Source organism: Dapis brunnea BLCC-M229 (genome assembly GCF_050015995.1).
GTDB lineage: Bacteria > Cyanobacteriota > Cyanobacteriia > Cyanobacteriales > Microcoleaceae > Trichodesmium.
Window position 1 is genome coordinate 1 of sequence record NZ_JBNHEP010000056.1, and the last position, 25,224, is coordinate 25,224.

Consider the following 25,224-nt stretch of genomic DNA (forward strand, 5'->3'; position numbering starts at 1 on the left):
CAAGCGAGGAGACCTCGCCATCCCATCCTAACGGACTGCTCCGCAAACGACCGCTCTCTTGGTCGATTGGAGGCAAGCGAGGAGACCTCGCCATCCCATCCTAACGGACTGCTCCGCAAACGACCGCTTTTTCCCCTTGAAAGGGGAGGCTTTTAACCTAAACTGTTTAATTATTTAATTATTTAATTATTAATTATCCGGTAAATCTTACCTCCGATCAAACTCCGTTCCTATTTCCTTGATAGACATCTCCAAAAAAGAAAGCTTTTTGTAAAAGTAAGTACTCATGCAAGAGGCAAGAGGTGGTAGATGTTTACATAATTAGGAATCCAAAAGACTTTTAGGGTGACTTTTGCTTGATTAAGATTATATAGGGACTTTACATATAAAGTCCCTACAGTGGTTTTGGATAAGACTTATATAATTTATGGAGATGTCTAATGATAATTATTGACATCCTCCCGACGCTGCTCTACAAGACAGCGTAAGATTCCTTAATATCACTGTTAGGGGCTTTCTGTTTCTTAGCACCAGCCTTGCGAGATTTACTTCCTATGTGCTTCGCACAGGCTTCGCCAACGGGTCTAAAGGCGCGCTTCACAGAAAAGCCAGCGCGGTCTTGGGGGTCTCCCCCATGATCGACTGGCGCTGACACGTTAAGATAAACCGTTGGGTATTTATTAATATGCCCACCAAGAAATAGTTATCATAGGTTTCATAGGTTCAGGTTTAACAATTATTAGGTTTAGTCAGACCAGCGCCTTCGAGATTATTAATTTCTTCAGATAAGTTTTCCAAATTTAATCATTAGGTCAAGAAACCGAGTTTCTTGGTTAAGGTGCGTCAGTCATATATTACTAATTTGTGCATCCTTAAGCTATTTCCTGCTTAGATTCGTTAATTTCTTCCGGCTCAATTTGATTATACAACATATAGTTAACTTCGTTAGCTAACCACTCCCGAAACATATTATTCAAAATTTGTTGGTATATTTCCTCTGTTAACTCAGCCTGGATAAATTTTTCTACCATTAAAATATGATATCCTTCATCTGTTTTAAGAGGAGAAATTACCACTCCTGGTTTAGCACTAAATACTGCTGCTGCTATTTCTGCTTTTAAAGTCCAACGGTGAAGTGAACCTTCATAACCAGAAACTTGCCGTCGCTTTTCGTCTATATGATAATAGTGAGCAGCATCATAAAAGCTAATTTCTTGCTCTTTGATTTGATAATATATTTCTTGGGCAAGTCGAGGTTCGCTAATAATGATTTGATATAATGATACCTGGTCATAATTAATGCGATTTTGAGCAAAGGATTTCTCGACTTCCTTTTTAAACAAATGCTCTGCTAGTTTCTGAGACAGTAAGCTATTGCTAATTCCCGCTTCTAAATCTTCTACTGTAATCATTTGTTCTGCAAGCCAGGCAATAGTATCAGATACTTTATATAATTTCTTTTCCATTCTCAGGCGATCGCCTTCTGCCTGTGTTTCTTCTGGAGATACAGTTATCCCTTTTGCCTGAGCAGCTTTATATATAGCTTTTTGATTTAAGACTTGTTGCCAAACTTGCTTGTATTGAACATCTCTTTTGAGGGCATTGATAATATCTATATCTGTTATAGATTGGTTATTAATCATCACCATTCTACTACTTATTTACTTATTTGACTTGAATTTTTAGCATTAACCAAGCTCTTAATAAGAGGTAATATGTTGATGATACCTCTTATTAATGGCTACTCAAATAACCAAGTTATGTTCCATGATTAGGGATAGGAATATGCTTGATTTATTGATACTTCAAAGGTTAAAAGTGTTTATAGTCATTTCAAATAAGAATGAAACATTTTTTCAGCTGAAACACTTTCACGGCCAAAAATGCTCGTCTCAATCTAAACTAAAATAACTATACTATCCAGACTGGAGAGAGTGATTTTATTTTGTCCAATTAATTTTGTCTAACTACTTAATAAGAGTAGACATTATTCTTAGAAGCACTAGCATGACTGGAGGTAAAAGCAACTCCACCCACAGCATAAGCACTTCCAGAGGTACTTGCCCAGGCATAGTTTGGGGAAACAGAGACTATAGATTGGGTTATAGTCAGTGTTAAATCGCCTTTTGCAAAAGCTTGGGAATATCCAGAAGCGAAAGAGAAACCACCGTTAACTAAACTGGATTCTTTCACATTTTCTAGATAATTTAGTTCATAAATATTCATGGATTTTATCCTAATTTTGATTGCATAATTTTATCTATCGTGTTTATACTGTTTTGATCATAGATAATTAAACTATAGTTTTGTTGCCAAAATGGCAAGTTTATTATCTTGCCATTTTGGCATAATTTATAGATAAAAATATTGACATATTTTCTAGATCAGAGATATGATTTATTTGTGGAAAACAACATAATTTATACAGCAATAAATTGGAGAATATTTGTGAAAAAATAAACCCTCTAATAGCATTTTCATGTAGTTGCTACCGAGGGTATTCACATCCATATTCAATATTTATGTAGAGGCTGATAAATTCAATTAGATTGCCAGGGCATCTTGCTGATTTTTACTATCGCTTGATGCCTGTTTATTTTGACTGTATTTTGCCTTTTTGCAATCGATACTGCTAACTTTTGAATCATTATTTTCACCAACAAATTCCATTTCATCTTCACCTCGGTTTCTGTGTTTACTAGGTTTACAACCTTTACAATTTTCTTTGATTAACCGATTAAATGTACGATAGGGAATGTAGTCGAGGGGGTTATGACCACCAAAACGTAAGATTAAAACACAAGCCCAAGAATACTTGCCAGCAAGTATGGCTTCAATAATTAAATCAAACTGTTCGCGAGTCATGATTTTATCTAATTTGCTTTGACGATACAATAATTCAGAACTCATAATTTTATCTCCAGATCTTTTCTAATGAATTTAACAAAATTTGAAAGTGCTATTAAAAATTGATGCCTTCTGCTTTCATTTGCCTAATTGGGTCTAATAAAACATCTGCAATGCGACGGCGACGAATAATAATGTCTGCGCTCGCAGTCTGACCAGGTTTAAAGCTAATCTTTTCACCATTTTCTGTCACATAGTTACGCTCCAAGGTTATTTCAACCTGATAAACATCTCCCATTTGTGCATCCTGCTCTGTATCAGGAGAAAGAGAGGAAACCTTGCCGGATATTAGTCCATAATCTTGATAAGGATAAGCATCAAACTTAAGTTGCACTGGCATCCCCACTCTGATAAATCCAGCTTCGGGATTAGGTAACTTAGCAGACAAAACCAGTGGGGCGTCTTGAGGGCCTATTTCTGCAATAGTTTGCCCAGGTTGCACAACCTCACCACTATTACCAACATTCAGAGAAAGTAGCACCCCACTCACAGGCGCATAAACAAACCGTTCCTTCAACCTAGTCTCAGCAGTGGCAAGTAAATTTTTATTTTCACTAATTCTTGCTTTGAGTTGAGTTAACTCAACTTCTAACTGCTGAATACGTTGCTGCATTTCTAACTTAGTTGTTTGTGCTTGTGCCTGTTTTTGGGAAAGTTGAGCTTTGAGTCGCTGTGCTTCTGCCAATGCTTGCTCTAATTTGCCTTCGGTTTCAGTTATTTGGGTTTGCCGATCGCGCAAATTCTGTTCCACTGAAAACAACCTTTCCCTGGCCTGAGTTTCCTCTGCCAACTGTGCCCGAATAATAGCATTCTCTCGGTCGCGCAAAGCTTGTTCGGCTGAAAACAACTGCTCCCTACTCTGAGTCTTCTCAGATAACTGCGCCCGAATAATGGCATTCTCCCGGTCGCGCAAAGCTTGTTCGGCTGCAAACAACCGTTCCTGAGCCTGAGTTTTTTCAGATAACTGAGCCCGAACTAGAGCCTGTTGGCGATCGCGCAGTGATTGTTGTGCTTGAAATAAACGTTCCTTCGACATTGCCCCCTCCTCTACCAGGGGCTGTAATGCCTCCACCCGTTGCTGATGTTCTACTACATTTGCTTTGAGTTGCTTAATCAACTCTTGGGTTTTGTCTGACAGTGGAGCAAGTTGTTGCCTTCTTTTTCTGGAAGCATCTACATCAGCTTTCAGTTGTTCCAGTAACTTATCTGTTTGACTTTCAATGGGTTCTAGATGTTTTCGTCTTTCCCTAGAAGCATCCACGTCAGCTTGCAGTTGTGCCACTAACTCCCGACTTTTATCTGCCAAAGGTTTGAGAGTTATATATCGTTGCTGTAATGCCGCCACATCTGACTTTAACTGACTCAGCATCGCCCGCGTAGTTTCCACATTTTTTTCTGCTTGAGCGATCGCTACTGACTGGGTTTTCATATCTGCCTTAGCCACAGCATCTCTGCTTCCTGCTTCCATCCTCAGTCTCTCGAGCAAGGTTTGTTTCTGAACTAACTCTTTTTCATAAGCAACTTGTTGTTGCTTTAGTCGCTTTACTTCTATTCCTGCCAGTTTCGTCTCTAGTTCAAGCAAAACTTGACCTGTTTTTACTGTATCTCCCTCTTTTACAGGAATGTTAGCTACTTTTCCCATCTCCACCGGATGGACTTTGTAAGCTTGTCCCTGTGGCACTAACTCCCCCCGTGCTTGCCCTACTTCATTAATTTTGCCAAACCATGCCCAACTACCGAAAGCCATACAGAAAGCTATACCCCCTAATATCACTTGCCTGGGAAATGCTGCTGTTGGTTGATCGAGCAAATTTTGGACAAAAGGTGACCAATTGGAAGCATTAACATTTTGAGTCTGTGTTGGTCTGTCCTGATTTTGAGCAGCTGTGGGTAACTGTGGTCCCCTAGCTGATGTTGGTATTCCTCCATAGATAGAGGCTGCTACTTCATCTATGCTATCGTACTCTGTATTTAGATCCTGTAAATTCCAGCTTTTAGCAGATGAATTGTTTTGATCGCATTCTGCTTCTGATTTAGTCTGAGAATTCATTGCCTCACCCTTTTTTTTTTGATCTTTTTTCAAGCTGTTAAACTTTTTTTTTAAATTGTATTATTTCTGATTTATCCCTCCTTAATCATACTAACTTAGTATATCTTATTCTGTTTGCCAAATTGGCAGTTTTTTACAATTATTTGATTTTTTTTTCTAGTTAAGTCATTTGATTTTCTATTAACAATTATCTTTTGTTCATACATATATAAATTCTATTGTTATTGTCTATAAATATTCTGAAAAATGTCAAAAATAATCTCTTATATACCAATATAGGTAATATTTTCAGTTTTTTGATCTATGTAGATATTTTTCACAAATTATTTAGGATTTTAGATATACAGTTCTTAATATTTTGCGATTTAAAAAAACAAAAAAGAGGTTTACCGTGAGAACTGAATCTTATTAAGATATATTTCTCTGTTAATAATTAAAGCCTGTCATAAATTTTGGACTTTGGACAAAATAGGTATTCTATCTTTAAGGAAGATGGTGATAGAGATGTCAATAAAATAAATTCCTCCCAGAAAGTTTACTGAACCCTTGTCATAGCTAGTAGCGATTCCGCGATCATGTTTGAGTTTGTCGAAAAAATTTTCCATCAGATGAGGTACTTTGTATAGAACACATTTTGTATCTTTGTGATGATTAAGTTTTTTGAATAGGAATCAGGAGTCAGAATATAGAGGCAAGGAATACGGAAAAAAATTTAAAAAATACTCCAATACTCCTAATTCCCATCTCCCATCTTCCTCCTTCCCCCTCTATTTTTAAATAGATATCAAATTGGTTCTATAAGACTCGATCATAATTACAGAGTTCTTTTCGGTTTTTTTTCGGCGGAATCACTACGCTCTTAATGTCAACTCTTTTGATTGATAACAAACCCTAGGAAAGTAATAGGAATAAATGTAACAAGTATTTACATAAATTCAGTATTTCTTCGGTGTTATTTTACCATTTTTATAATTAAAGGTCAAGCTGTTGTTGTGCTAAATGATAATACAACCCACCAACAGCTATCAATTCCTCATGAGTACCTTGCTCCAACAAAATTCCTTTATCTATAACTAAAATTTGGTCAGCATTTCTGACCGTAGATAGACGATGAGCAATAATAAAAGTAGTCCGATCCTGACTAATCCTAGTTAAATTCTCCTGAAACCTGCGCTCTGAGTCCGTATCCAAAGAGCTAGTCGCCTCATCCAAAATCACAATTCGAGGGTCACCCAATAAAGCGCGGGCGATCGCCACCCGTTGACGTTGCCCCCCAGATAGAGACGAGCCCCGCTCACCCACTTTAGTGTTATATCCCAAAGGCATATCCTGAATAAAACTATGAGCCTCTGCCAGTTTGGCCACTTCTATCACCTCTGACAAAGGTACATCATCAGCATACATACTAATATTTTCCAAAATAGTCCCCGAAAACAAAAAACAGTCTTGAGGCACAACACCAAGTTGCGATCGCAAAGACGGGGGCGAAACATGACAAATATCATGGCCATCAATCAAAATCCGGCCACTGTTGGGATAATACAAACCCTGCAACAACTTCACCAAGGTACTTTTACCAGATCCACTGCGCCCCACAATAGCAATAGTCTGCCCCGATCTGGCATCAAAAGAAATATTCTGAAGTGTATTCCTCTCCTGGTCTTCATCATAACGAAAGGTAACATTCTCAAATCGTACCTCTCCCCGTAACCGTGGCAACGCGAACATTTCCTTGCCAGGTATCTCTTCGGGTTCTGCTGCCAACACATCATTCAACCTTTCCACAGAAATCCAAATCTCCTGCAACTCATCCCACAGATTCACTAACACCATAAACGGGGTAATCACCTTGCCAATCATCATATTAAAAGCCACATACTGACCAATACTGAGTTCCCCCTGAATCACAGAAAAACATCCAAACCAGAGTAAAGCTGTACTACCAATACTATTAATTAACCCATTGCTAAACTGTAAAAGATTTCCCAATTTTTGGGCTTTAAAACCAACATTCAGAGACTTAGTGAAATCCTCTTCCCACCGCCAGCGTAACTCCTTTTCAGTTGCCGTAGTTTTGATTGTAGATATGCCGGTCATCATTTCCACCAAAGATGAATTTTGATCTGCTGAAGCATTAAAAACCTCCCGCGACACCTTGCGCAAAAAAGGAGTAGCAATCAAAGTTAAAATTGTTATCGGTGGAATCAAAGCCAAGACCAATAAAGTTAACTTCGGGTTGTAATAAAACATCAACCCCAAATAAACCATCCCTGTGAGAAAATCTAACCAAGACATCACCACCTGGCGAATCAGAAAACGTTGAATTTTCTGATTTTCTTGAACCCTGGTAATAATGTCACCCACCCTCCGAGATTCAAAAAATTTTATAGGTAATCTCAAAGCGTGACTGATAAAACCAGAAATCATAGTCAGATCGACTCGATGAGAAAAGTACTGAAGTAAATATTGTCTGGTTATTCCCAGCGCCAGACCTCCAATTCCAAACATTAAGCCCCCTAAGGCAAAAACATTGAGAGCACTGAGACTTTTGTTAACAACTACTTGGTCAAGAATAACTTGGGTAAAGAAGGGCGTAACTAGGCCAAATACTTGAATCAATACAGACATCAGAATAATTTGTAGGATCGTATTACGATATGGCCACAAAACATTGAAGAAATTGCCTAGAGATACTTTACCTGTTTCAGCATTTCGTAATTCTTGAGTAGGCTGCAATAGTAGGGCGTAACCACTCCAACTTCCCAGAAATTCTGAACGACTTAACCATTTTTTGCCCATTGCTGGGTCTGCAATTAAAACTTGTTTACCTTTAATTTTGTAGACAACCACATAGTGCATTCCTTCCCAGTGAGCAAACCAAGGATCTTTTTGCTCTTCTAGACGACTTAGAGATGCTCGTACAGGTCTAGATTGAAATCCTAGACTTTCTGCTGCTTTAGCGAGATTTTTTAGGGAAGCACCGGAGCGCCCCACATTCGCCAAGTTTCGTAGTTGGTTAATACTGAAGCGTTTACCCCAATATTGGCTAATCATAGCTAAACAAGCTGCCCCACAATCTGAGGATGATTGCTGGAAAATCATTGGATAGTAGGCAAAAATATCCAGCACTCGGCGGTTAATTGGTTTTGGAAAAAGAACTTTGTTTTCTTTGGGTGGGGACTGAGAATTTTCTGGGGTTGGCGGTGGCGTATCGGCAGTGATTTGTTGAGAATGGATGGTAACTGCTTTCTTCCGAGGGGTTTTATTTGGGTTTTTTAATAAGGATATAAGTTGATCCCATTGTTGTTTAGGTAGTTTGTAAACTGATAGTTGTGTTTCTGCTTGCCAGTCTGTAGGTGTTTTGTCAGGATAACCCCAACTGGGAAAGGTGGGTATTTCAGTTTGGGTTGTAGAAATTTGACCACTATTTAGCCAATAATGTGCGGTTTCCCCTGGAGTTGCTATTGTGAGTATTTCTCCTGCGGGTATTTGTATTTCCTGAAAGTGGGGCAATATGGGGCGTAGTTGATGACTTGGGAGCGATCGCCATTCTGTGCAGGTTTTGAGAAAGATTTGGCATTGTCGTTGTTGTGTTTGTTCCTGTAGATGTTGTTCTAGTTGGGGTTGTTTTTTGAGTAATGGTTGTAGTTGGGTCAGGTCAATTTTTACTATTTGGCCTTGACTCGCAGCGATCGCCCGATAAAGTTTTATATTGTCTGTGAATAAGTTGTCTCCACCAAATATTTCTCCTGTTTCTAACACATCTACTGGTATTTCTTGTTGTTGTTCTGAGTCAAAGGCTAAAATTCTTACTCTACCTTCGCATACTAGATAAATAAAATCATTAATTTCATTTTCATTTTTAATTAATTCATCACCAAGCTGAAATTCATTTGTCTGAGAATTTTTGAGCAAATCAGAAGCTATAGCAGTATCTATTTGCAGTTTTATTAATTTTTCTAAAATTGCAGAGTTTGCCTGTGTAGTTGGAGTTGAACTATCGTATGTTGATATTTTTTTCATTGTTATCTATTATCGATTAATTGATTTGTATTTTCAAAAAACAAATATTTAATATCAGAATTAAGAAAGATTTTTACTGTAACTCTGTGCTTCAGATTAGCATGTTTACCCCTTTTATATCAAACATCAAAAGTTTTGATACATATCTTTAAAAAATCAATGGTGTGATACTTATATTTGGGTGAATTTTTGCTACCAAGTTTTGTTGCCTGTTCTCTATAAATTGTTGCCAAAAAACAGCTTTTTGTAATATTTTTCATCAAATTAAGAGTTAGAGACTGTTTATAAAAAAAATATTAAATTTAGGCGTAGGGTAGGTTTTGCGTTCCGCAAAGCTTGACCTTTGTCATGTTCTGCATTCATGTCGGCAGCAGCTGAAACGCTTTATATGTATGTCGCAGAGCGTTAACGGAGTTGTGCTACAGCAAAACGGATGTCGCCGACTTGAATTGGCGGCAATACTTATGAGTCGCTACGCAAACTCTTAAGTGGGAGCCTTAACCCAACGAACATACCGAAGATTAACCTAATACGCTGTCTTAATCTTTGCTTGTGGATTCACTCTATTAAGTTTTGAGGGAAAAAGTCCAATTAATATTGTTTACGGTATCGATCGTCATACATTTGGAACAGACCCAAATAATGGGTAGTGACATAACCCAAATTGCTGAATTTGATCATCAGCCAAATTGCTGATATAAAAATTCGTGAACATTCAGCCGTAAACTATGAGCTTCATTGCCTCGATAGTCCAAGTCAGTATTGAGAGATTGAGGTCTAATAGACCTCTGCGAAAATTAATCTCAAAACTTTGTAATTCCTAGGCTAAAACTTAATTTATGGAAATATCTAATTAAAAGTATAGGTAAAAGCACATCAGTAGACATAGACGTAAAAAAAAATATAGATTTTTGGCTGGAGCAAATCCAGAAGGCACTCATGCAAGATTTTTTTTAGGAAAATAAGGTACGAAAAATGGTGTAGTGGGTGACTTTTATAGCAGTACGTGCAAGTCATGAGTCCGAAGTCATTCTTGAGGCTCGTTTGAGCATTTATAGAACCCCTGAGTGGTATATTTGTGAAAGGGGGTAAAATAAAAAATAAATCCCGTACTCAGGCAACTTAACAGACAATAGAGTGGGAAATCATTGAACCACTATTACCCTAGAAAAAGCAAACTAGACCGCCGAAATTGAAAGCTTTTTCAAAATTCTTAAATCCTCTAGTAAAATTTATTGCCTACAAAATTAATTTACCTTGCCCCCGAAATTTTTGCAATTCCTTCTAGCTCTACTTTACAGAATCTTTAAAAATGACAATGGTGTTTTTAGTTATTCAAATCAGTGGAATTCATTACCGAGTAAAGGTTTAATGTGTATAGCTACATCTAGAGAAATTATGAAGTTTTGATGAAGTTAGATTGGTAAGTAAATTTAGAGCTGATTTGTAAACTTATCTAAAACCCTTATATCACCTAACTTTCATAGATTTAGGTATTATTGGACTATAACTACTAAAACTCTTGTATTGCAATAAATTCAGCCTCTTAATATTTACTTTATAAATCAGCTCTTAGGAAGTATGGGAGTGATACAAAAAAATGTTCTTATAGAAGCCATTTGGAATATTAGCCAAAGTGCGAGTTTTTGGCAAAGGATTCGGTCCTAAGTCCTCAGTCCTCAGAAGTCAGGAGATGGAGAAATAGAATAGGGGAAAAAGGTAGAAAAATAGATATATTCAGCATCTCCCCATCTCCCCATCTCCCCATCTCCCCATCTCCCCATCTCCCCATCTCTCTATGTCCCCCTCTATTTATCTATTAGACATCTCCAAAAATAAAAAGTAAAGTCAATTATTATCCATAAATTATCAGTTCCTCCTCCCTATTCCCTGTTAAGTGTTAAGTGTTCCCTCTTTTCTGGAGATGTCTATTTATCTATTTCTCTATTTTTAAATAGATCCCAAATGGGTTCTATAGAGCAATACAGTTCAGATAAGACCAAAACTCGTATAGTATGGAACCATTAGAGTAGCTCTTCAGATTACATAACTCGTATTGTCTTATAGAGCAAATTTAATATCTATACGATCGCTCTCATGCTTAAGCATGAGTCGGATAAAACATAGATTGAGCTTGGCGGTCCCATGAGTAACTGTCTGCTCAGAGTTTTTAACTAAACTCTTAGATCTTTCCATCCAAGCATTGGAACGTTCAATCACCCAACCAGTGGCCACCATGACAAACCCGGTTTTACCAATTAGTAAATAGAGAAGAGAGATTAGTCTTCAACTAGACCTCACCATCCGCGCAAAGTGCTGTAATTTCTAGGGTATAATGAGTATTAATGGTACTTCGACATTTGATGGAACAAAAAAAAGTTAAAAGTTTAGTCTAGACAAGCGAATTATGTTGATACCATCACCCAAAATGGCTAAAACCCTTGGTAATTAAAAATTTATGCCTTTTTGAGGTCAAAACCTTTCCATGTCTATATTTAAGGTCGTTTTCTGCTTCTATTTTGTCCAAGTCCATTAGAGATACTTAGTGTTAACAATTAGCCAAAATATTGAGTCGATAAATGGTATCCCTAGGTAACAGGAAGATTATTATTGCCAGTCTGATGATGAGGATTATGATGATTTAAGTTGACATAATAACTAATAAGTTGGGTGAGGTGAATATAAGTCTGAAGATCGATTTGATTTGATAATAACATTTCTCGATATTTACTCTCTGATTGTTTAAGCTTATCCTTAATTTTTTCTTGACATACTTCTGACATATTTTGCCACTCATCAATCAATTCCATTGTATCTTGAATATCTTGTTGACGTTGTTTTTTTTGTAAATTTCGGCATCGTTCAGCAATAACTTGTGTCATATCCTCTAGCTTTTCATAAGCTTCTTTAGGCAAAGTTCCTTCAATCAACATTAACCGATGTTGTTGTCTTAACTCTTCCACTTCTTTGAGAGCTTGAACAGGATTTGTTTCTACATAACAACTAATTTCACTCAGAGCTAAACTGCTATTTCTAATCAACTTTCTACATCGTTTTTGACGCCACATTCGTAGTAAAAAGCCGATAATACCTGTAAATATAACAATAATAACACCAGCTTGTAAGTCTTGATTTTCCTCAAAATAGCGCATCCAAATTTCTCTGGGGTCACCTTCGTTAAATGCTTTTAGGGAACCAGGATGGAGATATAGCAACCCACTGCGTAATAAAGAGCGAGGATTACCATTAGCAAGCTCTGGGTAAAATAATGAGTATTGCCGAGATGATGAGATGATCGACCAAGTTAAAAGAGCAATTTTTTTTTTGCTGACATCGGGGCGAGTTACTAAAGCGGCAGCAGTAGAAATGGTAGGTAAGTCTTTGTCCGGTATTGGTGATAGAGGCATATAACTACCTTTGGGAAAAATTGCACTTTGATATGATTCGGGAAATTGAATGGTTAAATAGTTAATAAAAGAAGTCGCCATTGGAACTAACTTGAGGGTAGGAGGTGTTGTTAGTTGAGCTTGCACTTTTTTACTGCCTCCTAATGGACCAACATAAACTAAAGCGTCTATTTCTTTTCGTTTAAGTTGATTAAATCCTTGTCTGAAATCAACTTGTTGTTCAATGATTTTTAAATTGGTAGCATTGAATAGTCGTTTGGCAGTGAAGTAAATACCGCTGCCAGGGGTACCAAAGGCGACTCTTTTTCCTTCAAGCTCCCTAAAAGTTTTAATTTCTGAGTCAGATGGTGTAATGAGGTGTAAATATTCATGGGCAAGAACAGCTATTGCTTGTATTTGACCGGTTTTCAGTGCTTCGCTAGCTACGTCTAATTGAACTAGAGCAAGGTCTGTTTCTTTATTGAGCAGACGTTGTAGGTTTTCCTGTGAACCTTCGGAATTATAGTTGCTGTGGATAGACATTTTCCCAACTTCGCGAGCCGAATTTACTATTTGTCTGCCGATGCGTTCGTAAGCTCCATTGTTGGCACCACTGGAGAGGGTGAGAGTGTAGCTTTGGGTGCTGCAACTAGTTAAGGCGATCGCCCATAATAATATTCCTCCTATTTCTATTAGTTTACTGGGTCGTTTTTTTTGGTGTTTCATATAATGTTTTTGGGATTGAAAGGTTACTTGACTTAACCTACAATTTTATATTATTCAGGACTTACACACTTTATGTGGGGATAATTATTAGCTGTAGTTTTATTTGCTCGGGTTTTTGGGATAATGAATAACAATAATGAAGTCTTTTTTTTACCTGCTCGTCTCAAGAATACTGGTAATATTTTAGATATAGCAATCCGCCCATTAGTTGTGGCAATTTTTATAATAGTTAAATTGATATTTCTTAGGGAAAAAATCCTGGATTTTCCATCTTCCATCTTCCATCTTCCATCTTCCATCTTTATTCTGTTATACCAAGTCAAAAGTTTGCCAGTTAATGGGATACTTCCACACACCTAAAAAATTAAATTTTCTCAATGTTTCTATATCATAGAAACAGAATTATTACTTCCCATTTCTGACCTTTGACTTTTGACTTGTAACTATCTTTAAGAATTGATTGCCGTAGCACGAGCAGCGGCAGCTTCATCTGGATGAATATTCAAGCGAGTTAAATTTATCCGACCCTTAGAATCAATTTCTCGTACTTTAACAATGACTTCATCTCCAATTGCTAGCTCATCTTCTACCTTACCGACGCGATAATCTGCAATTTGGGATATATGAACCATTCCTTCTTTTCCAGCAAATACTTCCACAAAAGCACCAATAGGAATAATTCGAGTCACTCGACCAACGTAAACATCTCCAGGATTCAGTTTCTTGGTCATCCCTTGGATAATATTGCAAGCTTGTTTAGCCTTTTCACCATCCGCTGCTGCAATAGTTACGGTGCCATCATCATCAATATCAATTTTGACACCGGTTTCCTCAGTAATACCTTTAATAGTCTTGCCACCAGGTCCGATGACTAAACCAATCATTTCTGGGTCTATCCTGAAGCTTAAGAGTCGCGGTGCATAGGGTGACATATCCGGACGAGGTTCATCAATGACATTCAGCATCTTCTCCAGAATATGTATTCGTGCTGGTTTAGCTTGATGAATAGCTTCAGCAATTACCTCAATAGGTAAACCTGTAATTTTCATATCCATCTGTAAAGCTGTAATCCCACTATCGGTACCAGCAACTTTAAAATCCATATCACCCAAAAAGTCTTCTATACCCTGAATATCTGTCAGAATACGAACTTCCTCAGCTTCTTTGATTAAACCCATAGCTGCTCCACTGACAGGTTTAGTAATAGGAACACCAGCATCCATTAAACCTAGAGTAGAAGCGCAAACGGAACCCATAGAAGTTGAACCATTTGAAGACAGAACTTCTGAAACCACCCGAACCACATAGGGAAAAATATCGCTTGATGGTATAACTGGCACCAAAGCACGTTCTGCTAAAGCACCGTGACCTATTTCCCGACGACCAGGCGATCGCAATGGTTTAGTTTCTCCTACGGAAAAAGGAGGAAAGTTGTAATGATGCAAATAACGTTTTTCATCTTGGGGATGTAAATCATCTGCTAATTCTTGAGCATCACCAGGTGTTCCCAGAGTCACAGCAGACATTACCTGAGTTAAACCTCGATTAAATAGAGAACTACCGTGAACTCGTGGTGGCAAGACTCCTACCCGACAAGAAACAGGGCGTACTTCATCCAATTTCCGACCATCAACCCGCATACCTTCGTCAATAATTTGTTTACGCATCAGCTTTTTAGTGACGCCCTTAAAGACATTCCCTAACGCCATGTCGTCAGATTCAACCATTACCCTTACTGCTTCCTCTTCAGGAAGTTCAGCGATCGCTTCTGCTAGAGAATCTTTAATTTCATCCAGTTTTTCATCCCGCTGATTTTTATCCAAATCATATTCAGACAAAACCTGTTTGATAGATTCTGTAGTTTTTTCCTGGATATAGTTTTCTAAAGTGGGGTCTACTTCGGGAGGTTCCAACTCCACAAGTTCAATACCCATTTCAGCAATAATTTCTCGTTGAGCTTCAATCAGGTCACAAACTGCTTCATAACCAAAATCAATTGCCTCAATAATATCTTGTTCTGGCAATTGATTTGCTCCAGCTTCTACCATGATTACTCCTTGAGGAGACCCAGCGACCACCAAATCTAAGTCGCCATTTTTAACTTCACGGTAAGTAGGGTTAATGATAAAGTCATCTCCTACTAACCCTACCCGCACTGCAGCCATTGGGCCATAAAAAGGCAACTTGGCCAGTAATACTGCCACTGAACTACCTGTTACAGCTAGCACGTCTGGTGGTACTTCCTCATCCATGGACAATGTTGTGGCCACAATTTGAATATCATCTCGCAACCAACCAGGAAATAAGGGGCGTAGTGGTCTGTCTATCAAACGACCAGTAAGTGTCACCTTTTCTGGAGGGCGACCTTCTCGGCGCAAAAAACCACCAGGAATTTTTCCTCCAGCGTAGAGTCTTTCCTCATAGTCCACCAAAAGAGGTAGAAAGTCTATTCCTTCTCTACCCTTAGCTGTAGTAGCTGTGACTAAGACTGCTGTATCTCCTGACTCTATCATCACAGCACCACCAGCTTGAGGCGCAAATAAACCAACCTTCAGTCGAATATCCCGTCCGTCAAAGGATATGGATTTGTCTATCTCTTCCATCCAGTTTTTTTTCCTTCTATATTCTTTCGCTTCTTTAGGAAATCGTAGCATTCTTAATGGGGCAATTTTGAAGTCAGAAGTCAGAAGTCAGATGCCAGATGTTATATGTCAGATGTCAGTATTCAGCAGTCAGGAGTTATTAGGAGTCTAGTAGGGTGCGTTTTTGCTGGCGCAAAGCTTCGCTAACGGCTAAGAGCCGACATGAAACACTGCGTGATATGAAAATGAAATGTAACGCACCGCACTACTTCCCACACTTTGTTGATGCACTACCCTTCATTTCTACGCCAGTTAAATATTTCTTTTTCTGGGTCTTCTGAGTCTAAAAATAATCATTGGGCCACAATTAAATTGGCAAAATCAGAATCTATAGCTTCTCCTAGATAAATTATGCGATCGCGCAACAGTCTAGAGTAAATATCGAAGGCTCTTTCGCCACGACCAGATTGTTCAATAATGGTTGGAATCATATTTTTTTTAGTTAAAGGTTCAAATTTAAAGTCACAATTATTGACGTTAGTTTATATTATGATATTGCGTTTTTCTATGTTTATTAAGTACGATCATCTTTAAATTAAAAAGCTGAATGCTTACCCTAATGTTGAGTTAGTCACACCAAAAATATTTTTCCAATCAAGATTTGGTTTTTGAACAGAATACATTCTCACATGTTCAAAAACACATTGCATTTGATATTTTTCAACTAAATTAATAGCTGGTTGATTAATACTAGGAACATCAATATAAACATTTTTACTTTCCGAATAACTGCACAAAGCCAAGAATAACTTTTCTGCTATTTCTTGATTTTCGGCAAATATAGGACCTATCTTAAATCCTACTTTACACTTTCTAATCACCCCATAACCAACTAAATTTCCATCATTAATTATTCCATAACTTTTACCATTTGATTGATTAATCCATGCTTTAAGAAAATTAGGACGTTCGGCCGGAAAATAAAGGCGATCGTAACTACAAATTTGCTCAAAATTGATAGTATTTAATTCTTGAATATCTGGAGATATTTCCCCAGAAATTATTCCTTGATAACGGAGATGACTATGAGAAGTTTCAAAGCCAGATTTATGGTAAATATTAACTTGTTCTAAAACAGCATCTAAAGCAGCAGGTCGATTATTAATTAACTTGAGAGCTTCTTGCCACATTTTTAAGCCAAATCCTTTTTTTCTCCATTCAGGTTTGACAATAAAAAGACCAATAAAACTAAAATTTTGACTATATCTAACTGCAGAAATAGAACTTATTGGTTCTCCGTTTAATTCTCCAATTAAAAGACCTTGAGGATCTGCTACATAATAACTATTGGCATCATTAAGTCCGGGGTTCCATCCTTCATCAGCAGCCCAACTTAGAGATAATTTTAGGTCAGCTAAGGTCATTGGACGGATTATAAAATTATCTTGCTTAATATTCATTATTCAAATCTGTTGATTTTTAACTAGGGTTTGCTTGTGGAAAGTCTTTCTGTTAGGGTAGGGAGTAATTAAGAGTTAGGATTTAGGAGAGTTGTAGAAGAGGAGGTAATTCATAATTGCTCTTTAGTTTTTCTGTCATAATTACCCCAAAATTCCCACTTTTTCCGCTCTATCAACCGAAAAAGCTGGTACTTTTTCAGTACCTAAAATTCTTCAAACTATGAGAATGTTAATGCTTTGATATTTAATCAGCAAGCCCTAACTATAGTAGTAATCAGGAATTATTTGTCAAAAAAACTGTAGGGGTTTGCTTTCCAAATCCCTTTTTTGCTAGGGTTTGGAAACCAAACCCCGTAAGGATTCAGGTATCTTAAACCCAGTTATAGAGAGAACTATGAAAATGACTAAGTCAGCAATTTAATAGTCTCATTCTCAATAATGACGAAAATAAATGTTTGTAGCCATTTATAATTGAGAATATAATTTGGGAGATAATTGCCGCAAATGCTTATCCATCAAGATTTATAAGCTTTTCCATAGAAGCTGAATCCTTACCGAATAATTAAGGTTTAAAGCCTCTCATGAGCAAGGAGAAACAAGAAAAAATTTTCCTTTGAGTCAATCCTATCCGTTTTCAAGGAGAGGTAATTGTTAATTGTTAATTATTAATTATTAATTATTAATTATTAATTGTTGAAGCCATAGCTTATTCATCAGAGCGTAATAGCAATAATACAGCTACTGCACCTACAATAAACATTCCACCAATTGCCTCAAAGATACCAAATGGAATATGGAGCCAAATAACTGATGTAATAGTCGCAGATAATGGCTCTGCGCTTGCTAATAAACTAGCTTCTGTTGGTGTTATATACCTCAAACTATCTATGTAGAGATAAAAGGCAATTAGAGTCCCAAATATAATTACAAAAGCAACAAAAAATCCTGTGATTACAGACCAATGTTGTCCTTGTATCTTTAAAGGAGGATTAATTAAACTTAGTCCCAATCCTCCTATAGTCATTCCCCATCCGACAATAAGATCGGAATCCCAGCGTTTCAACAAATCTGATGGATATAGTGTGTAAAATGCCAGGGCAATTCCAGAACCTAATCCCCATAATAGAGCAATCCAAGAGATAGAAAGCTTATCAATAGATCCATTTGTAACAAGCAATAATATACCAAAAAGTGCTAATCCCATTGCGATTAATTCCGTGACTCTAGGAATTCTTTGATATCTTGCTATTAGATATACTGCGATAAACAAAGGACCCATATACTGTAGTATAGTTGCTGTAGCTGCGTTACCAGTTTGAATAGCTGCAAAGTAAGTATACTGTACACCCAACATTCCCAAACAACCAAAAATTAGCAACTGAATTAAATCCACCGAATTCCATACATCCCAAATCCCATGAGGACTTTTACGAAAATATCTTGATAGCAGTAGGAGAAATCCCGATATCAGTAGACGTATTGTTACTAACCAACTAGGAGTAAATCCTTCATTTTGAAAGAGCTCTTGTGCAACTGTACCTGAAAGCCCCCACAAAGCTGCTCCTACTATCACCATTATGAATCCTTTATAAGGGTAAATAACTGATTGTTGGGATGAAGATTCTGACATTATTTTTGATTATTTAGCTAATTGTAATTGATGAAAAATGCTATTGTTCAACTTCTAAATTCGTTTTGTTTCGTAAAAAAAATCAGGAACGGTAATAGCTAGTTTGTTCATAACACTTTGCTCAAATACATATGAAGCAACAGCAAGATCCAGTATTCCCATGCCAAATGGAGAATAGATAGTTGGTTTTTGCGAATCTAAAGAAACTTCCCCTAGAACAAGTCGATCAATAGTTCCTGTCACAAACTCTCTGTTACCAACTTGTTGTTCTGTGAGGTGCAAAGATGTTGCAGCTTTTAAGCAATGATCGACATCATCGACAATATTGTTTGATGCCAGAATAATGTTTGGTGACAAATCTCGTAAGGATAAGTGTAAAACGGTTGGATTGTGGTTAAAGACACTAACATCGTTAATATGGGGCACACCAGCAGTTGTGGTTAAAGTAATCAAGTCACAGGCTGAAATTAGTTCTTCTTTGGTAGATGAGATGTGAATTTCTTTGATTCCTCTCTCTTGAAAATAATCTTTCATTGCCACACTATACTCATCAACTAAATCAAACAGCTCTAGTGAAGATATTGTCCAACCAGTATTAAGCATAAAATTCAAGACATAACGAGAAATTAGCCCACATCCAATAATTCCCAATCTTTTAACTGTTTTTGATTTGATCAGATTTTGGGCTCCCAAAACTGCTGAAGCAGCAGTTCTAGAAGCACTAATGATCGAGCCTTCAATACAGGCTATGGGATATCCAGTTTCGTAGTCGTTGAGAATAATTACCGCAGATGCACGAGGTATTCCGTGATTGATATTCTTGGGAAAACTGGCAATCCATTTTATTCCTGAGATATCGAAATCTCCTCCCAGATGTGCAGGTAAAGCAATGATTCTCGCTTCTGGTTTTTCTGGAAATTTCAAAAAATAGCTGTCTGGGTTTACTGTTTTTTTCTCTCCATGAGTAAGATACGCTGCTTTAACTAAATCAATTACTTTGGCGTAATTACTTTGGAGTATTTCATTAACTATCGACCCCGAAATTACTGAAAAACTTCGCTCCATGATATTTGTTTGCATGGTATTAATATCTATTAATAATTTGTTATTGACTCAAAATAACTAGGGAAACGTTCTGAAATCCACTGATCATCATAAATTGTATCTAAGTAGCGATCGCCAAAATCTGGACTTATTGCTACTATCTTTTTTGCTTCACTGAGTTTATGTGCATAAGCGTTGATACCTGCCAAAACCGTGCCAGTAGAGCCTCCAACTAACAGTATTTTCTTACGTAGTAGATCTCGACACATTTTTATCGTGTCTTCCTCTGTAACTAAGATAAGATCGTCAATCAGATTTTTATCAACTAATTCTGGTTTTCGACTTGTACCTAGTCCAGGGATGTATCTTTTAGCAGAAGGATAATCAAAAGTAACTGAACCAACGGGATCGACAGCAACAATTTTTGTTTTTAGATTATTATCTCTAATGTATTCAGCACATCCCATTAATGTTCCTGTAGTACCTGCACCAACGAATAAATAATCAATCTCTCCAAGACTTTCAAAAATTGAAGGTGCTGTTGTTAAATAATGTGCTTTTTTGTTTTGGCAATTTGAATATTGGTTAAGCCAAAAGAAGTTGTCATTATCTTCAAGTAATTGCTTAATTAATCTAATTCTAGTATTTAAAAATCCTCCATTTTCATCTTTATTTTTGACAATTATTAGCTCGCCTCCGAATAACTTTATATATTGCTCATTTCTGGGGGAAATGTTTGGATCGCTGACACAGGTAAAACTATACCCTTTAATTGAACAAGCTAGGCTCACAGCTACTCCCAAATTACCAGATGAAGATTCAATAATATGGCTATGACCTGGTGATATTTTCCCTCTTTCTTCAAGATATTCCAGCATACGTATTGCAGGTTTTATCTTTATAGATCCTGCTGGATTAAATCCTTCAAGCTTTAAAAACAGATCGGCTTTCAAAGGTAAAAAATTACTTAGTCTATAAAAAACTTTGTCGAGAATAAGCTCTAGGGAGTTGTCAGCAATTAAGGGCAATTTCATCAAAGCTGATTGAGATGATTCAAAATTACCCAAAAAATTTAACGGTGTTTCGGTGTTTAGCAAATTAGAAAAATTCATAAGACTTTCAGTTTCCAGGATATTTACAAAGAGCAAAAATCAAATTTGTGATGAGAATTGAAATTGATAAGTGAGGAACAATAGTTTTAAGTAAATCTATTGAGTTGCTTAATAGCTATGTGCTTTTCAATGAGCTTTAGTCTACTTGTAAATTTGCTCGACAAAAAGGTATACGGTCGTTGAGAGAATGTCAAGGTATGTATAATAAGTTTCTTGCTATTAGTCAACAGGAGAATTTGCCAAACGAGCAGGACTCCGTGTCAAAACATTTCATAGATGGGATAAAATGGGAAAACTACTAGCAAAAATAACTCCGTCAGGACATAAATGCTGTGTCCCCGCATAAACTAAGTTGAAATATAAATAAACTTGTGCGATCTTCGTGATGGTGAGTGATATTTTTGAGCATAAGTCAATTTTATTTCTTCTTGTAAGATCTTAAGGTGACTGTACAACAAAATTCACCTACAACACACCTAGTTTACAAATTTTACATATTTAAAAAAAAGTTGCTTTGGGACTTTAGCTAGAATTTGAACTAAAACTGACGCTAGCATATTCCAAGGAGCGATATTGCTGACGTGTTGACTTCCTTGTACTGGTCTTTCGATGATTATGAGCTTTGTGATGGCCACATAGAGGACATTCCACGATCGTTGAAAGTATTTAGGAAAAATGGTTATATTATCATTCCCAGACGTTGCTGATGCACTACCGTAAATGTTTTTTGTTAAAAACAATGATTTATCGTAGAAATTGGGTTTCTTTGCATAAGTCCTGACTGTAGAAAAAATTAGTAGTCAAAATATAACCTTTTTGATAGATATTTAAGATGGCAATTTTACATAGTTTTTGGCTTACAGAAAATCAACAATCTAGTTCTTTATTTATTTGGGGAGAAACTTGGCGCAGAATTACAGAAGATGATGCTGGTGAAACAGGAAAAATTCCTAATAATCCTTATGCAATAACTTTAGATGAACTGTTAAAATTATCTAAGGAAAATACAAATTTTTCTTTAGAAAAGCATAAAAAATCCACAACTAAAACTTTAGCTATCCCCACAAAATTATCAGAATCTAGCCAAAAACTATACCCAATTCACTCTGCAACCAATTTATCAGAAATATCAGAAAAGTTATATCTTTATCCTTGGCAAATAGAAGGAGTTTGCCTAGAACCTCTAGAAGCAATCAAATTTTTACAATCTATTCCTTTGGGAAAAATTACTGAATCTTTCATCGGGTTAGATTTAAAGTTTTGGTCTCATGTTGCCCGATGGAGTCTTGACTTATTAGCAAGATGTAAATTTTTACCCTCTATTGAACAAACATCAAACCAAGAATTTATTGCAACTTGGCAACCTTTACTTGATAGTTCTCTAGACCAAACTAGGCTACAAAGTTTTACCTTACAAATGCCTCTTGTTTGTCGCACGTATCACCTCAATTGCCAGTTACCTATTTCCTTAGAAAATCTACAAATAACTACCGAAGATAATTCCTCAAAATTACTAAAACTCCAATCAAGTCAAGAAATTATCCAAGATTTCTTAAAAAATATAATAGATACACAAATTAGACAACTATCAGCAGGAACTCCAACAGAAACTACTTCATTAAATCCCTCAATTAGACAATGGTTGAAATCCTTATTAGGAAAATCAACCTTAAAATTACCTCCTGCTAAAGAAACACAGCAAATTAGCAAAATACTTGAGAATTGGAAATCTCCTCTACAAGAATATAAAACCACAGAAAAGAAATTTATTACCTGTTTCCGTCTCCACTCACCATCGAATAATTCCAAACAATGGAAACTAGAATATTGTCTCCAAGCAGTCGATAACCCAGAATTTTTTGTTGATGCCAAAACTATTTGGGAAAATCCTGTAGCAAGTTTAAATTATCAAGGAAAAACTATTAAACTTCCTCAAGAAACTCTGCTCAAAGGCTTAGGTTTAGCATCAAGAATTTATCCAATTATTGAACCTAGTTTACAAGAAGCAACTCCTCAATATTGTCTACTAACTTCACAACAAGCTTATGAGTTTATTAAAAGTGGTAGTTGGCGGTTTACGGACAGTGGATTGGGGGTAATTTTACCACCTAGTTTAGCTAACCGAGAGGGATGGGCTTCTCGTTTGGGCCTTAGTATTCAGGCGACTGCTCCAAAAACGAAAAAAACTGAAAGACTTGGGTTAAAAAGTCTTCTGAATTTCCAGTGGGAATTATCCATCGGAGGTCAGAAATTAACTAAAGCTGAATTTGACAAATTAGTAGCTAAGGATAGTCCTTTAGTAGAAATTAATGGGGAATGGGTGGAATTACAACCTCAAGATGTCCGAGCAGCACAAAATTTCTTTGCTACTCGTAAAGATGAAATGGCTTTATCTTTGGAAGATGCTTTGCGGTTGGCGACTGGGGATACTCAGACTGTGGAAAAGTTACCTGTTGTTAATTTTGAAGCTGGGGGACAACTTCAGGAACTTTTGGATACTTTGACTAATAATCGTTCGTTAGAGGAAATTCCTACACCTGAGAATTTTCGGGGAGAACTGCGGAATTATCAAGCACGAGGGGTTAGTTGGTTAACTTTTCTAGAACGTTGGGGTTTGGGTGCTTGTTTGGCGGACGACATGGGCCTCGGAAAATGCGTATCGCGTGATACAGAATTATTTATGAATGGTATGGTAAAGCAGGCAGAGGAAATTTGGCAAGTTTATGCGGGTGAGACTGAATTTGATGGGGAAGGGTTTTGGGCAAAACCGACTAAGGAATTACTGGTAAATTCTCTAGATGAGGAAACGGGTAAAATTGTCCTTGCTCCGATTCGACGGTTATATCGACAGCGGGTACGAGAAAAGTTGCGCCGGGTTAGATTGAAAGATGGTAGTAGTATTACCCTGACTCAAAGTCATAAATTATTTATTCGCGATAGTTGGAAAAATGATTTTCAGGTGGGAGATTATGTTTGTGTACCTGCAAGACTGGTTTCCCATCCCAGACCAGAAGATCCAGATTTGGTTAAATTTATTGCTTGGCAAATATCTGAAGGATATGAGCGATCTGATATGCGAGGATTAATTATATCCCAAAAAAATCAACCACTTTTGGCAGAATTACTCAAGACTCTTCAGAACTTAGGTAAAAGGTATGGTATTAAAATAAATCGTCCTGCTATCCGTCCTTATAGTGATAGAAAATATTGTTACCAACTTGTTATACACAGTGTAGAGTATCGGAAATTTTTGGAAGGAAAAGGATATAAGTGGGGGAAGCGATCGCCTGAAAAAACAATCCCACCATTTATTATGCAAGCTGACTTAGACAGCATTAGAATTTTTCTGAGTCACTATTTTGATGCGGAAGGTTCGGTAAGCAAAACTATAGGAAATGTGGAAATTTCTACAGCATCATCCCAACTTATTCAACAATTATCTGTTCTACTCAGACGCTTTGGAATTTGGATGAAAATTTCACCTAAACAAAATCGCGCTACTAATGGTACTGGAATTTTCCGTACTTATTATATTGGTACATTTAGTGGTAACTCGGCACGTCGTTTTTTACAAGAAATAGGATTTAATGACTCAGGAAAACAAGAAAAACTTAAGTCAATTTGTGAAAAAATTGCTAACTCAAACGTTGAAGGAATTCCTGCTTCCGATATAGTCGCCGAATTAGTCAAGAAAACTAAATTACCACTGCAACATTTAGGAATCCAGAATAAAGTTTATATCGACGGTTCTCCAGAATTTTCTCGTACTAGCTTAGAAAAAGTTATTAACAGTATCGAAAATATTATTAGTGGAGTTTTGGAAGAAAAATATCCTCCACAGAAACTTTCGCAACGAACGACTCGAACTCTTGACGGTTCTCCAGAATTTTCTCCTACTACTTTGGAAAAATTGATTAATAGTTTGGAGAGTATTAGTGAAGTTGTCGAAGAAGGATATGCTCCACAGAAATTTTCCCAACGGACGACTCGAACTCTCGACGGTTCTCCAGAATTTTCTCCTACTACCTTGGAAAAATTGATTAATAGTTTGGAGAGTATTAGTGAAGTTGTCGAAGAAGGATATGCTCCACAGAAATTTTCCCAACGGACGACTCGAACTCTCGACGGTTCTCCAGAATTTTCTCCTACTACCTTGGAAAAATTGATTAATAGTTTGGAGAGTATTAGTGAAGTTGTCGAAGAAGGATATGCTCCACAGAAATTTTCCCAACGGACGACTCGAACTCTCGACGGTTCTCCAGAATTTTCTCCTACTACCTTGGAAAAATTGATTAATAGTTTGG

General features: G+C 36.9%; 14 protein-coding genes and 1 pseudogene. 1 reads left to right on the forward strand and 14 read right to left on the reverse strand.

Annotated features, from left to right (window positions below; all coding sequences use genetic code 11):
- Positions 1-872: 872 nt before the first annotated feature.
- The 14 genes and pseudogenes from ACP6PM_RS06105 to sbnA all read right to left on the reverse strand — a co-directional run bounded on the left by ACP6PM_RS06105 (position 873) and on the right by sbnA (position 20,920).
- A complete protein-coding gene (locus ACP6PM_RS06105; RefSeq protein WP_426582797.1) occupies positions 873-1,643 on the reverse strand; it encodes a peptidylprolyl isomerase in 771 nt (256 codons plus the stop codon).
- A 328-nt stretch (positions 1,644-1,971) separates the two neighbouring features.
- Positions 1,972-2,226 (reverse strand): hypothetical protein, encoded by a 255-nt coding sequence (locus ACP6PM_RS06110; RefSeq protein WP_426582799.1) that lies wholly within the window; start codon positions 2,224-2,226, stop codon positions 1,972-1,974.
- A 318-nt stretch (positions 2,227-2,544) separates the two neighbouring features.
- Positions 2,545-2,910 (reverse strand): HetP family heterocyst commitment protein, encoded by a 366-nt coding sequence (locus tag ACP6PM_RS06115; protein ID WP_426582801.1) that lies wholly within the window; start codon positions 2,908-2,910, stop codon positions 2,545-2,547.
- A gap of 52 nt (positions 2,911-2,962) precedes the next feature.
- Positions 2,963-4,957: a beta-barrel domain-containing protein gene (locus ACP6PM_RS06120; RefSeq protein ID WP_426582803.1), complete on the reverse strand. Its 1,995-nt coding sequence runs from the start codon at positions 4,955-4,957 to the stop codon at positions 2,963-2,965.
- Between the two features lie 972 nt (positions 4,958-5,929).
- Positions 5,930-8,980: an ABC transporter transmembrane domain-containing protein gene (locus ACP6PM_RS06125; RefSeq protein WP_426582805.1), complete on the reverse strand. Its 3,051-nt coding sequence runs from the start codon at positions 8,978-8,980 to the stop codon at positions 5,930-5,932.
- Positions 8,981-11,041: 2,061 nt separating this feature from the next.
- Positions 11,042-11,218, reverse strand: coding sequence for a hypothetical protein (locus ACP6PM_RS06130; RefSeq protein WP_426582807.1), 177 nt, complete (start codon positions 11,216-11,218; stop codon positions 11,042-11,044).
- A gap of 350 nt (positions 11,219-11,568) precedes the next feature.
- A complete protein-coding gene (locus ACP6PM_RS06135) occupies positions 11,569-13,092 on the reverse strand; it encodes a TAXI family TRAP transporter solute-binding subunit (protein ID WP_426582809.1) in 1,524 nt (507 codons plus the stop codon).
- Between the two features lie 50 nt (positions 13,093-13,142).
- Entirely contained in the window at positions 13,143-13,391 is a 249-nt protein-coding gene (locus tag ACP6PM_RS06140) for a hypothetical protein (RefSeq protein ID WP_426582811.1), read from the reverse strand.
- 150 nt (positions 13,392-13,541) lie between these two features.
- Positions 13,542-15,695: a polyribonucleotide nucleotidyltransferase gene (locus ACP6PM_RS06145; protein ID WP_426582832.1), complete on the reverse strand. Its 2,154-nt coding sequence runs from the start codon at positions 15,693-15,695 to the stop codon at positions 13,542-13,544.
- A gap of 272 nt (positions 15,696-15,967) precedes the next feature.
- A pseudogene (locus ACP6PM_RS06150) lies at positions 15,968-16,165 on the reverse strand (ATP-dependent Clp protease proteolytic subunit); the annotation flags it as partial.
- A gap of 120 nt (positions 16,166-16,285) precedes the next feature.
- Positions 16,286-17,134, reverse strand: a complete 849-nt coding sequence (locus ACP6PM_RS06155; protein ID WP_426582813.1) for a GNAT family N-acetyltransferase — start codon at positions 17,132-17,134, stop codon at positions 16,286-16,288.
- A gap of 706 nt (positions 17,135-17,840) precedes the next feature.
- Positions 17,841-18,764 (reverse strand): DMT family transporter, encoded by a 924-nt coding sequence (locus ACP6PM_RS06160; protein ID WP_426582815.1) that lies wholly within the window; start codon positions 18,762-18,764, stop codon positions 17,841-17,843.
- Positions 18,765-18,818: 54 nt separating this feature from the next.
- A complete protein-coding gene (sbnB, locus tag ACP6PM_RS06165; protein WP_426582817.1) occupies positions 18,819-19,844 on the reverse strand; it encodes a 2,3-diaminopropionate biosynthesis protein SbnB in 1,026 nt (341 codons plus the stop codon).
- 14 nt (positions 19,845-19,858) lie between these two features.
- Entirely contained in the window at positions 19,859-20,920 is a 1,062-nt protein-coding gene (gene sbnA / locus ACP6PM_RS06170; RefSeq protein ID WP_426582819.1) for a 2,3-diaminopropionate biosynthesis protein SbnA, read from the reverse strand.
- A gap of 832 nt (positions 20,921-21,752) precedes the next feature.
- Here sbnA and ACP6PM_RS06175 point away from each other — a divergent pair.
- On the forward strand, positions 21,753-25,224 hold a 3,472-nt coding region (locus tag ACP6PM_RS06175; RefSeq protein WP_426582821.1), incomplete at its 3' end, for an SNF2 helicase-associated domain-containing protein.